This is a genomic window from Streptomyces sp. NPDC029014 (assembly GCF_055564695.1).
Genome location: NZ_JBVHVT010000027.1, coordinates 84,326 through 96,224, shown reverse-complemented (window position 1 = coordinate 96,224; position 11,899 = coordinate 84,326). Strand labels below are relative to the sequence as shown.

Below are 11,899 nucleotides of genomic sequence, written 5' to 3'. Positions count from 1 at the left end.
CTTGGAGGGGGGGGGGGGGGGGGGAGGAGGGAGGGGTTAGCCAGTCTGGGGGGGGTTCCAACGGGGGGGAGGGGGGTTGGGGGGGTGGGTGGTTTCCCCCCCCCCCCCGACCTCCGCGAACGCCCCCTCTGCCGCGGCCACCACCTCGGGTTCCTCCGTGACCAGGCGGAGCCGGAACAGCGCGTTCTGGGCGGCCGAGCGCAGCTCGAAGGAGCGCGCCCGCAAGACCACCTCGTCCTCCGCGTCGCGTCCCTCGTGGACGCAGAACCAGTGGTGCAGCAACGCCTGCCGGAACTCCACGAGCAGCCCGGCGTACGAGCCGTACGCCTCCAGCCGCTCCTGCCGCAGCCGTTCCGCCCGGGAAGCGTCCTGCGTCCGCCGTGCGGAACGCTGCTGGAACAGGTGCGTCATGATCGAGCCGAGCAGCGTGCCGGCGACGGCGATCAGGCTGGTGAGTATGGCGTCCATGCCGCCATGCAACCAGGCCGGCACCACGGGGAGTTGGCCCGGGCGGGCGGTTCGTCGCTCCGCCCCCGGCGGGGGTCACCCGCCGAGCAGGTCCTTGAGTGCCTGGGCCGTCGCGCGGGGGAACGCGGTGTTGCCGTTGTGCCCGCCCGGGAAGCGGACCGGCTCCGTGCCCAGCTGCCCGGCCAGCGCCAGCGCGCAGCGGTAGGTGTGCACGGACGGGTCGGTGGTCCGGCCCGTCGCCGCGACGATCCGCGTTCCCGAGTGCGCCGCGGCCCGTGCCAGCTGCGCCGGGCCGAGGTCGTCCGCGGTGACGGCCGTGAACTCCGTTCCGATGAAGAACGCGAAGTTCGCCGCCCGACGGGCCGTCATCGGCTGCGGGGTGAGGCCCTCCTCGGTCTCGTCGTGCGCCGGGTCGATGCCGAGGTGCCGGGCGATCGCCGGGAACGCCGCCGTCAGCCCGCCGCCCGCGTACGCGTCCTGGATGGCCGTCAGCTCCGCAACGTGCTCCGCACGCCCCGCCCCGGGCAGCAGGTTCGGCATCACCGGCTCGTGCGCGATCAGCGTGCGCAGCACGCCCGGGTGGCGGACCACGGTCTGCAGGCCGATGGCGGCACCCATGCTGAACCCGGCCATCAGCGCCGGCCCGTCGGTGAGCTCGGCGAGCAGCCGGGCGACGTCGTCCGCGTGGTCGGCCATCGTGACGGGGCGGGCGGGGTCGTCGAGTGTGCTCCGCGACAGGCCGCGGCGGTCGTAGGTGACCACCGTGAAGGTGTCGGTCAGGTGCGGGACGAGGTCGACCGTGCGGTCGGCGTCGCCCTCGCCGCTCTGGGAGAGCAGCAGGACGGGGCCGCGGCCCTCGCTCCGGACGTACAGGGTCGCGCCCGGAACGGACAGCGCGTGCTCGGTTGCAGCGGTGGCGGTGGCGGTGGCGGTGGCGTTGGCGTTGGTCGTGGTCATGGCTGGTCCCCCCTGGTGATGGCTGTCGTTGCTGTGCTGCCTTCGGCGGCTGACACCACGACAGTAATCCATCGAAACAGATGCATCAAGATGGATGCATCAATCTCGATGTACTCTTCGTCGTATGAACGGAGTCGAACTGTTCCTCCTCGGCCGCACCCTCATGAAGATCGGCGAGCAGGCGATGCCCCGGCCGAAGTCCGGCTCACCGGCGTCGACCCGCTCGGTGCTGGTCGTCCTCGGCGACCTCGTGGCGCACCCCGGGACCACGGTCAGCGAGATCGCCGCCCGGACGGGCCTGCCGCAGAGCCAGGTGTCCACCGCCGTGGCCCGGTTGGAGGAGGCCGGCTCCGTCGAGACGGAGCCCGACCCGGCCGACCGGCGCCGTCGACTCATCCGCCCCACCGCGAAGCCGTCCGCCCGCGTCGCCGAGGTCCGCGGCACGACCATCGACGACGCCCTCACCGCGGCCATGACCGACCCCGACGGCACCACCCCGGATCCGGACGCCGTCCGCGAGGTCGCCCGCGCCCTGGACCTGCTGGCCCGGCGGCTCACCCCGCAGCTCGCCGCCCGCGCCCGCGACCTCGACACCCCGTGAGCCTCCCGCGCAGGCAGAGCCCGTACGGGCCCTGCGCCGCTGGACGAGCGCAGCCGTGGATGACGGGGCGAGCGCGACACGGTGGGTCCGCGACCAGCAACGGGCCGACAACCTGGCGTCCTGACGGCCACGTGCACGTACGGGAACACAGCCGGTAGAACGACCCCGCCGACCGCCGTGGCGGCCCCGGGCCGGGGCCGCCCGCCGCCTCAGTCCCACTGTTCGTCGGCCAGCGAGGTGACCGGCTGCGGCTTGCCGATGACCGCCAGCGCGATGAAGAAGCTGATCTGCCCGATCGCGATGGTGAGGGTGGCGATGCCCTTCTCGTCGTAGTGCTTCGCCACCTCCGCGTACAGCTCGTCGGTGACCCGCTCCCGGCCGTAAGGGGCGGGCTGCAGCGTGGCCTCCACCAGGGCGAGGGCCGCACGCTCGGCCCCGGTGAAGCAGAGGGCGTCCTGCCAGGACGAGACGGCCGTGATGCGCTCCTCCGACTCCCCGGCCTTGCGGAGGAAGGCGGTGTTCAGGACGGTCAGGTACGTGTTGCCGACGATCTGCCCGGCACGCAGGTGCACGAGGTTCACCGTGGTGCGCGGCACCGAGCGGTTGCCGGTCGCCCGGAAGAGGGCGGCACTGATGTCGTTCAGCTCGGGAACGAACTCGGCCGGGTTCGGCATCCGGGAGATCGAGGTGTTCGTCATGGCTGCTCTCCTTCGTGGTTGGTGTCTCACAGCACTGACGTACGGGCCCGCGCGAATGTGACAGGACGGGAAGAAGTCTTTTCCGGCGCCCGAGTCGCCGGTGGCCGGTAGCCGGTACGCGGAACCGGCCCGCCGCGAGGTGACTCATTCGCACCGCACCCCTCTGACCGGTCTGGAGAATCACAGATCGCAACCCCCCAGCAAGGTGAGAGGTACCACCACGATGACGACGAACCGCCTCAAGCGCTGCGCAGCCCGCGCACTGTCCATGGCAGTCGCGGCCTGCGCAGTGGCGGCGGCGACCAGCCTGCCGGCGTACGCCGCCGACCAGCCGACGCGGCAGCAGCTCCTGACGGACTGCGGCTCGGGCGAAGGCAAGTGCACGTTCAACTCGCCCGAGCTCGGGAAGGCGTACCTGGGGGAGTTCCGGCAGGTGTCGAACTCGCTCTTCAACTGCACCACGTCCGACGCCACCCAGACGATGACCTGGGACGACACGGTGGGCTCCACCGACGAACTGGGCGTCTCCGTCACCGCCGGCGGCCAGATCGCCGGGATCGTAGACCTGAGCATAACGGCGAGTTACAGCCACAGTTGGTCGAGCAGCCACTCGGAGAGCAGCTCGCTCAACATGACGGTGAAGCCCGGCGAGGTGGGCTGGATCTCGCGCGCCCAGGTGATGCAGAAGGTCTCCGGTACCTGGCAGACCCACTACGACAGCCCCAAGTGGGGCCACTACTACTGGTTCTTCCAGGACACCATCACCGGTCCGGCGAAGAACGGCACCGACGGCAAGAGCAACGCGGTGGTGGTCAAGACCCGGAAGATGACCGCCGCGGAGAAGCGTTCCTGCTCCGACGGGTCCCGCAAGGGCCGCACGCTCGTCCAGGCCCGCTGACCCGACCCGCGTACGGCTCCCGCGCGGAACCGGCCCCTGCCCCCGTCCCCGCCCGCCCCGTGCGGGCGGGGGCCGGGGGGGGGGGGCAGGGGCGAGGTCGTCAGCGGGCGAGGTGCCACCACTGGTCGCCGTTCTGCTCGCCGCAGGACGTGTGCGCCGCGGCCCGCCCCGCCTCCCGGCCCTGCACCAACAGGCACTTGGCGGGGCCGATGCTGCGCAGCATGAAGTGCCCGGCCCGTTCGCCGGTGCCCCACAGCAGTTCCCAGCGCTGCCCTTCGGGCTGGGCGGCGCAGGCCACCTGGCGGACGGGGGCGAAGTTCTCCGGGATCGTCGCGGCAAGGCACCGGCCGGTCTGCCCGTCCCGCAGCGTGCGGGCGGCGCCGCCGCTCTGCAGGGCCAGGGTCCAGGTCCGGTCGGCGGCGCCGGAGCAGGTGTCCTGCACCGGTACGAGGTCCTCCCCGGTACCGGCCACCCGCAGGCACAGCCCACTGCCGTCGTTGACCAGCCGCCCCGTGAGCACCGACGGATCCGCCCCGGCGCTGCCCGGCGGCACCCTGCCCGGAGCCGGTGTCGTGACGGTGCTCGTCGGAGGGTCGGTCGTCGCCTCGGTGTCCGGACCACCGCCCGTCCGGACGACGATCACGGTGGCCACGCACACCAGGGCGACCGCACAGGCCGAAAGGATGCCCATGCGGTGCTCGTGCAGATTGACCTGCAGGTTCCCGCTGCCGCGCTGCACCCCGGCCGCACCGCGGAACGCATCCCCGAGCCGGCCGCCGCCGTCGTCGTCGCGCCGACCGTCGCCCCCACCGGACCCGCCCCCGGTCACGGACGGGAGCCGAAGCGGTTCACCTGGACGTTGCCGTCCCCGGACTGGACCGCCGCCGGCCCGAGGAACACGTTCCGTACGACACCCCCACCGTCACCCCCACCCGGGTGCACCGCTCCCGACGCGACCTCGTCCAGCAGCACGCGCAGCCCCGCCGCGACCGCAGCCCGCTCGTCCGGTCCCAACTCCTCCAGCAGATCCTCGATCCGGGTCCGCCAGGCCGCGCCGTGCCGCCCCCGCTCCTCGCCGTCCTGCGGGGCCGAGGCCGCCAGTTCGGCGGCGGTCCGGTCCAGGCGCTCCGACACGACGCCCTCCTGCCGCCGGTCCCCTCGACCGAGCAACCGGGCCAGCCGACTTCGCAACGCCGCCCAGGCATCCGTCCCGGCGGCCTGCACGATCCCCGAACCCACCGACGCCGCCAGCGCGACCGTGGCCTCGTCCAGCATGACGCTCCCCCTTCGCCGTCCCCGCGCAGTGCCGCAACGGTAGCCCCGCCCCCCGCGGCCGCGACACCCGAACGCCCGAACGCCCGAACGGGCGGTACGCGACGCCCGGTACACGAAGATGTAAGACCCAAGCAGTCGCGCGGTGTCACAGGACACCAGGAGGAGCCACCCGTGGAAAAGACCACCCCCCGCCCCGTCTTCCGCACACGGCGGGAGCAGCTGCGCAACGGAGGGAGGGGAGCTCTGATCGGGACGGCCTTCGGCCTGATGTGGTTCTTCCTCGGCCAGTCCGCCGTCACGGGCGCCGCGCGCCCCGCCGTGCTGGCCGCGGTCCTGGTCCTGTTCGGCGCGAGCGTCGCCGCCGTCGTACGCCTGTTCCTGCTGGCACGGCGCACCCCCGAGGGGGAGGAGGGCGCGCCGGTGGCCCCGGGCGGCGGCGGACCGAAGTTCCTCACGGTGGTGCTCATCGAGGCCGCGGTCCTCGGGGCGGGCAACGGCTACATAGGCAACACCCTGCACCGCCCGGAGCTGATGCTCAGCTGGTCGGCACTGGTCGTAGGCGGGCACTTCTTCCCACTGGCCAAGAGCCTGCGGGCCCCGGTGCTCCGCGTGATCGGCGGCCTGATGCTCGCCACCGTCGGCGTCGCCGCGCTGGCGACCCAACTGCCCGGCGCGACCGAGAAGCTCTGGCAGTCCGTACCGGGCATCGGCTGCGCCGCCGTCCTCTGGGCCGGCGCCGCGCTCACCGGCCTCCGTGCACCCGCCCGCCCGGCACAACGCAGCGCGGCGTAGCGGCATGGACGCCCACCCACCACCCGGGGGCCCGCCGAGCACGCACAGGCTCGGCGGCGGCCCCGGGTAGGTGGGACGCGGCTCCCTCGGTCAGCCGAAGTAGCCGAACAGGTCGACGACCACCTGGGCGGAGCCCCAGCCGAGGTCGGCGATCTGCACCTTGCCGTCGGCGCACCGGCACCGTCACCAGATTGGCCACGGTCCGTCCCGCCGTCCAGTTGAGGTGGGACGAGTCGGGGCGGGTGGTGCCCGACGGCCAGGCGGTCAGGTGGCCGTCGGACGTCGGGTCGGTCACCGTCACGTTCAGCACGACCGCCTTCACCCCGGACTTCGGCAGGGTCTGACGGGTCACCGTGTCGTACACGCCACTCGTGCGCACCGTGCCCCGGTCGTGGTCGGCGGTCCAGTTGCCGTACGCGGTCTGCCCGAGCACCGCGTAGCGGCCCGAGGCGTCCACGGTCCGCAGTCCGTCGACGGTGCCGGTGGGTATCGTGGCCGCCCGGTCGGGGCTGCCGGCCTTGCGCGCGACGGCCGCGTACCTGGTCACCGGTGCGTGCTCCAGGTTGCGGCCGTCCCCGGTGGACCGGAGGCCGACGCAGCCTGCCACGGGCGTGAAGCAGTCGGAGATGCGGTGCGTGCCGTCGAGGGTCTCGGAGGTCTTGACCGGAGTGGGGTCGTTCGACAACCGGTAGCTGCGGTACGCGCCGGTGATGTCGCCCGGCTGGAAGTGGACGGTGTCCGAGGCGGCCGTGAGCACGCCGCCGCCGATCGACAGGCCGAAGACGGTGGCCGGTGCTGCAGGGACGTCGGCAAGCCGGCCCACCAGCGGCTTCTCGGTGCCGTCTGCGCTGAGCCGGTGGACGGCGAACTCCGGCTGGCTGCCGTACGCAGGGGCCTTCACGCTGCCGACCGCGATGAGCGAGCCGTCCGGCGCGGGCAGCAACTGGGTGTCGGCGAGCTCCAGCAGCGGTTCGACGGAACCGGAGGCCGAACCGAGGGGCTCGGAGCGCAGCGGACGGCCCCGTACGTCGCCGGAGGTGCCCTGAGCGGGCTCGGTGCTGACCAGCCGGTCGCCGAGGAGCCGCAGCTCGCCCCCGCCGTCATGAAGGTGCCGGACCCAGCACGGTCTGCGGCTGCGTCCGGTCCAGCACGACCGCCACGTTCCGGTCGTCGGTGCGCAGCACTCTGCCCGGGGCCAGCCGGAAGGCGTACGTGAAGTCGTTGTCACCCTCGTCCGGCAGCGGGGTGGTCCGCCCCGTCACGACGTCCACCAGGACGGAGTGGGCGAGGCCGTCCATGCGGTAGCGCAGGATCAGGGCGTTCTGGTCACCGTCGTGCACCGAGTTCGCGAGGACCGCGCCCTCCGGCAATGCCACCTTGATGCGGACCGCGGGGCCGCCGTCCAAACGGTTCAGGAACCAGCCGGTCACTGCGGACCCACTGCCCTCGAAGGTCAGCACGGTGCGCCCGTACGTCCCGTAGTAGCTCTGCCCTTCGGGTATCTCGACGCCGCCCACTGCCACCGGCCGGCCGGTGGCCATGTCGTACAGGTCGACCCTGGCGGGCGCCTTCGGCGTGCCCGCCGTGTGGACCGCCACGGTGTCGGAGGAGGTTCCGTAGCGGTTGTCGGGCCCCCGGTAGCCGCGGTCCGCGCTGATCGGGGCGGGCAGCCGCAGCCCGGTCTCGGTGGTGGCGCCGGTGTCGTACCGGGTCCACAACAGGTGATCGCTGCCCTCGCGGGCGTGCAGCAGGCGGGAAGCCTCGCGGTGCGGCAGGCAGCACCACCTCTCCGGGGCCGCCGGCGGTCGGGCGCCTCGGGCAGGGCCATCGTCAGCAGCGCGGCGCCGTTGAGCATGGCCAGCGTCGCGGCTCCCAGCCCGCGGCGCAGCCGCGACGGTCGTCGTACGGTCGGGTCCACGACCACCGTCTCATCGGCGAGCAAGGGAGGAAGGGGACACCGCGGCGCCGGGCCCGCGCAGCCCTCCCGCGGGCGGGTCGACCTGACGCTCCGTACTCGGCCCCCTTCGCATCGCTTCGGAGCACAGCAACGGTGATCGTCCGCCCGCACAGCGGTCCGGGCAGGCTCCTGGGCCGGCGCCAGAGCGGGTGTTCACCCGACCTCCGCAGCGCCGGGGCGGGCGGGCAGCGCTCCGCCCCGCCGGATCGGGTCCGGCGGGGCGGGAGGCCAGCCAAGGCAGTGAGAGGAGGTGCGGCCGCTCCTCGTGCGGCCCCTGCTCGTGCGGTCGCTCGCGGGCGACGGCTGCGGTTACCAGCCGCCGGAGCCGATCTCCTTGCGGGCGCCCAGGCCCGAACCCGTGCCCGGGTAGAGGTACAGCTTGCCGGTCGAGTTCTGGACGGCGATCAGGTCGTCGGACATCCCGCTGTTCAGCAGGTCGCCGCCGATCAGGTCGGACATGCCGTTCCAGCCGCCCGAGCCGATCTCGATGCGCGGGCTCAGGTAACCGCGGTCACCCGGGTACAGGAACAGCTTGCCGGTGGACTTCTCCACCGCGACCAGGTCCTGGCGGCCGCTGTTGTTGAGGTCCATGCCCGTCAGGTTGGACATGCCGTTCCAGCCGGCGGAGCCGATCTCCTTGCGGGCGCCGAGGCCCGAGCCCGTGCCGGGGTACAGGTACAGCTTGCCGGTGGACTTCTCCACCGCGGCGATGTCGGCGACGCCGTCGCCGTTGAGGTTCAGCGCGGTCAGGTTGGACATGCCGTTCCAGCCGCCGCTGCCGATCAGGACGCGGTCGCTGCCGCCGGAGATGGTCGAGTTGTCGTTGCCCTTGTACAGCCACAGCTTGCCGGTGGACTCCTCGACGGCGACGATGTCGTCCTTGCCGTCCTTGGTGAAGTCGCCGCCGACCAGGTTCGACATGCCGTTCCAGCCGCCGGCGCCGATCAGCACGCGGGCGGAGCCGCTGGCGATCGTGCCGTTCGCGCTGCCCTTGTACAGCCACAGCTTGCCGGTGGAGGCCTCCACGCCGACCACGTCGACCACGTTGTCGCCGTTGAGGTCGGCCGAGGCGAGGTCGATCATGCCGGAGCCGCCGCCCGAGCCGTTGCCGGGGCCCTCGGGCTTCGGGTCCGGGGTCGGGTCGGCACAGTTCTTGCTGGTCAGCGACTTCGTCGGGTAGAAGGAGGTGCCGTTGAAGGTGGTGCGCTGGTCGGTGCCGTAGTGGCGCTGTTCGTAGTGCAGGTGGGGGCCGGTGGAGTTGCCGGTGCTGCCCACGATGCCGATCTGGTCGCCGGTGTCCACCTTCTGGCCGTCGCGCACCTTGAAGCCGTTGAGGTGGCCGTAGAGGGTGCTCCACCCGTCGCCGTGGTCGATGACGACGAACTTGCCGTAGCTGCGGTTGCCCACGTCCTTGACGTGCGCCGTGCCGCCGGCGCTGGCCAGGACCGGGCGGTTGAGCGTGTCGCCGCCGTCGGTCCAGTCGATGGCGTAGGCCGAGGGGCTGTGCCCGGAGCGGGAAGAACCGCGCCAGCTGTCACCGCACTTGAACGGCATCTGGAACTTCGGCCGGTCGCTGGACGCGGCCGCGGCCATCGGCGTCATGCCGTACGAGGCCGGCAGGCCCATGTCCTCCACGGTCAGGGCGGACAGGTCGCCGTGCAGGTCGTCGGCGACGTCCTCGGCGTTGGCCGCGCCGATGGACAGGGTGGTGGCGGCGATCGTGGCGCAGAGGAGGCCGGTGGCGATACGGACGCGCTTCGACAGAAACTGCTTGGTCATGGCAATGGGTCCCAACCGGCACGAGGGTGCCTGGAAGTCGTGATGGAGGAAGGGGGAGCGGGGAGGGGGGAGGGGGGAGAGGCAGGGCCGGGGCGGGCGTCGTCACGCCCCGGGCCCTCCTGCGGGCTGCGGCCCCGCTGTCGTGCTGCCGAAGCCGAAGCCGAAGCCGAAGCCGAAGCCGCTGCCGCTGCTCTCGCTGCTCCCGCTGGTGGCGGTGCGGACTACCAGCCGCCCGAGCCGATCTGCTTGCGGTCCCCGAGGCCCGACCCCGTGCCGGGGTAGAGGAAGAGCTTGCCGGTGGACTTCTCGACGCCCACCAGGTCGTCGTAGCCGCTGGCGGTGAAGTCGCCGCCGATGAGGTCGTTCATGCCGTTCCAGCCGGCGGAGCCGATCTCCTTGCGGGTCTCCAGTCCGGAGCCGTTGCTCTTGTAGAAGAAGAGCTTCCCGCTGGAGGACTCGGCGCCGACCACGTCCGTCTTGCGGTCGTTGTCGAGGTCCATGCCGACGAGGTCGTGCATGCCGTTCCAGCCGCCCGAGCCGATGAGGACGCGGGTGCTGCCGCCGCTGATCGCGCCGGTGCCGTTGCCCTTGTAGAGCCACAGCTTGCCGGTGGCCTGCTCGACGCCCACCACGTCGGCCTTGCCGTCGCCGGTGAAGTCGCCGCCGATGAGGTCGTGCATGCCGTTCCAGCCGCCGGAGCCGATCTCCTTGCGGGTGCCCAGGCCCGACCCGGTGCCCGGGTAGAGGTAGAGCTTGCCGGTGGACTCCTGGGTGGCGACGATGTCGTCCTTGCCGTCGCCGTTGAAGTCGGCGGCGGCCAGGTTGGACATGCCGTTCCAGCCTCCCGATCCGATCTCGACACGGGCGGAGCCGCTGGCGATCGTGCCGTTGCTGTTGCCCTTGTAGAGCCAGAGCTTGCCGGTGGAGGCCTCCACGCCCACCACGTCGTCGACGGAGTCCCCGGTGATGTTGGCGGCGACCAGGTCCGTCATGCCCGCGGCCGGCTGCGGCTTGTTGGGCGTCGTGTCGTCGACGATGTTCTTGTAGCGGACCGGGTAGTACGGGCCGTAGCCCGGGTAGTACGGGTAGTCGTAGATCCGGTGGTGCACGCCGCTCGGGGTGAAGTCGAAGCCCCAGTACTTGCTGTGGTCGCCGTTGGCCCACTTCTCGAAGAGGACGACGTGGCCGCCCGCGCCGCCGTCGTTGTCGAGCAGGGCGTCGCCCGCCTTGAGGTCCGATTTGCCGATCTTGTAGACGACGCCGCGGGGCTCGAAGGTGTCCGTCGTCAGCGAGGAGTCCAGGTCCCAGGCCATCGAGACGTAGCCGGAGCAGTCGGTGCGGTAACCGCCGTGGCGGCCGCCCCAGTCGTAGTCCAGGCCGATGCCGACCCAGCTCCTGGCCCGCTCGACCACGGTGTCGCGGGATATCTTCGTCGCCGCCCCGGCCGCCGCGAAGGGCGTTCCCCGCACCTCGGTGGTGACGGGCACTTCGGCGCCCTGGCCGGTGCTGCCGAAGTCCGGGTTCGGGGCGCCGGTCACGGGGGCGTCACCCGTCGCGGCCGGCGGCGCGGGGTCGGCGACCGCGGTGCCGTTGACGGCGACGATGGTGCCGCTCGCGGCGGCGACGGCGAGCAGGGTGGCGATTCCGGTGCGGCGGAAGGACTTTCCGTTGCGGGACATGGGTGTACTCCGGTACGTGGGTGAAGGGCTTCGTGGGCCGGGAGCCGGTAGGGGCTCGACCAGCGACCACGGGATGTCGGGGTGCGTGGCGGCGACGCGGTGGTGCGCCGCAGCCGCGGCGCGGCGGCCGCGCGGTGGTGGACGCGGTAGGACGGCTGCCCTGCAGGTACAGCGGTCCCGTTCGCGGGAACCTCGGGGGGCGGCGGCTGCCGGAACTTCGGCGGCGGCCCCGCACCGGGGGCGAGGGGACGTCAGCCGGCGGGTGGGGCCGGGGCGTCGAGGGCGGTGGTCCGCGGGATCCCGGTACGCATGACGGTCGTGCTTCCTTTCGAACAGGTCGGAGTCGGTGTCCGTCTCACGTCCGTACGGTCGGACTGCCCTGAACACGTCCCGCGGTGACGTCCCAGAAGGCTTCGAGGCGGTGTCCCCGAGGTCTCCCTCGCTGACGAAGATCAGTCTTGTCGCTGGTCAACGCCCTGAGAAGAGAGACCGGCGGGCCGGAATCGGCCTTGGACCAACCAGTCCACCGCAGCCACCGCCGGCCATCTCCACGGCCGTGGCCATGCCACACGGCCGCGGTCCCCCGGCGACAACGGACGCGCGACGCGCGACGCCCGACGGACGTCCCCCGTGTGACGGCGTGCGGAGCGCAGCCGTGCCACCGCACCGCCGGAACCAGGAGCCGCAGGGCCCCGCGCATCAGGGCGCAGCCAGCCCCACGGCACGGCCCGACGCTCCTCCTGCCCCCGCGGCCTGGTCGTCCGGCACCTTCAAGTCCGGCGAGGCCGCCGACGT

At 72.5% G+C, this 11,899-nt stretch carries 11 protein-coding genes; 3 read left to right on the top strand and 8 right to left on the bottom strand.

Going from position 1 to position 11,899, the window contains the following annotated elements; translation table 11 throughout:
- Positions 1–36: 36 nt before the first annotated feature.
- Entirely contained in the window at positions 37–468 is a 432-nt protein-coding gene (locus tag ACZ4VL_RS17210; RefSeq protein ID WP_468200364.1) for a hypothetical protein, read from the bottom strand.
- A 75-nt stretch (positions 469–543) separates the two neighbouring features.
- Positions 544–1,425, bottom strand: coding sequence for an alpha/beta fold hydrolase (locus tag ACZ4VL_RS17205; RefSeq protein ID WP_468200362.1), 882 nt, complete (start codon positions 1,423–1,425; stop codon positions 544–546).
- A 124-nt stretch (positions 1,426–1,549) separates the two neighbouring features.
- On the opposite strand from ACZ4VL_RS17205, the gene ACZ4VL_RS17200 reads away from it, so the two are divergent.
- Positions 1,550–2,026, top strand: coding sequence for a MarR family winged helix-turn-helix transcriptional regulator (locus ACZ4VL_RS17200; protein ID WP_468200361.1), 477 nt, complete (start codon positions 1,550–1,552; stop codon positions 2,024–2,026).
- 209 nt (positions 2,027–2,235) lie between these two features.
- Here ACZ4VL_RS17200 and ACZ4VL_RS17195 read toward each other — a convergent pair whose 3' ends face one another.
- On the bottom strand, positions 2,236–2,724 hold the full coding sequence (locus ACZ4VL_RS17195) for a carboxymuconolactone decarboxylase family protein (RefSeq protein ID WP_468200359.1): 489 nt from the start codon (positions 2,722–2,724) through the stop codon (positions 2,236–2,238).
- 223 nt (positions 2,725–2,947) lie between these two features.
- On the opposite strand from ACZ4VL_RS17195, the gene ACZ4VL_RS17190 reads away from it, so the two are divergent.
- Positions 2,948–3,622 (top strand): hypothetical protein, encoded by a 675-nt coding sequence (locus ACZ4VL_RS17190; RefSeq protein WP_468200357.1) that lies wholly within the window; start codon positions 2,948–2,950, stop codon positions 3,620–3,622.
- Between the two features lie 100 nt (positions 3,623–3,722).
- Here the strand turns inward: ACZ4VL_RS17190 and ACZ4VL_RS17185 are convergent, their stop codons facing one another.
- Positions 3,723–4,451, bottom strand: a complete 729-nt coding sequence (locus ACZ4VL_RS17185) for a ricin-type beta-trefoil lectin domain protein (protein WP_468200356.1) — start codon at positions 4,449–4,451, stop codon at positions 3,723–3,725.
- Positions 4,448–4,897 carry a hypothetical protein gene (locus ACZ4VL_RS17180; protein ID WP_468200355.1) on the bottom strand — a complete coding sequence of 150 codons (450 nt, stop codon included), beginning with the start codon at positions 4,895–4,897 and terminating at the stop codon, positions 4,448–4,450. Before ACZ4VL_RS17180 ends, ACZ4VL_RS17185 begins: the two co-directional genes overlap by 4 nt.
- A 171-nt stretch (positions 4,898–5,068) precedes the next feature.
- On the opposite strand from ACZ4VL_RS17180, the gene ACZ4VL_RS17175 reads away from it, so the two are divergent.
- A complete protein-coding gene (locus tag ACZ4VL_RS17175) occupies positions 5,069–5,689 on the top strand; it encodes a hypothetical protein (RefSeq protein WP_468200353.1) in 621 nt (206 codons plus the stop codon).
- Here the strand turns inward: ACZ4VL_RS17175 and ACZ4VL_RS17170 are convergent.
- From ACZ4VL_RS17170 to ACZ4VL_RS17160, 3 genes are all read right to left on the bottom strand, one after another.
- Positions 5,640–6,917, bottom strand: coding sequence for a hypothetical protein (locus ACZ4VL_RS17170; RefSeq protein ID WP_468200351.1), 1,278 nt, complete (start codon positions 6,915–6,917; stop codon positions 5,640–5,642). The two genes, ACZ4VL_RS17175 and ACZ4VL_RS17170, sit on opposite strands and share 50 nt — an antisense overlap.
- A gap of 1,038 nt (positions 6,918–7,955) precedes the next feature.
- Positions 7,956–9,425: a peptidoglycan DD-metalloendopeptidase family protein gene (locus tag ACZ4VL_RS17165; protein WP_468200349.1), complete on the bottom strand. Its 1,470-nt coding sequence runs from the start codon at positions 9,423–9,425 to the stop codon at positions 7,956–7,958.
- Between the two features lie 221 nt (positions 9,426–9,646).
- Complete coding sequence (locus tag ACZ4VL_RS17160; RefSeq protein ID WP_468200347.1) at positions 9,647–11,104, bottom strand: C40 family peptidase; 1,458 nt, start codon at positions 11,102–11,104, stop codon at positions 9,647–9,649.
- Between the last annotated feature and the right edge of the window lie 795 nt (positions 11,105–11,899).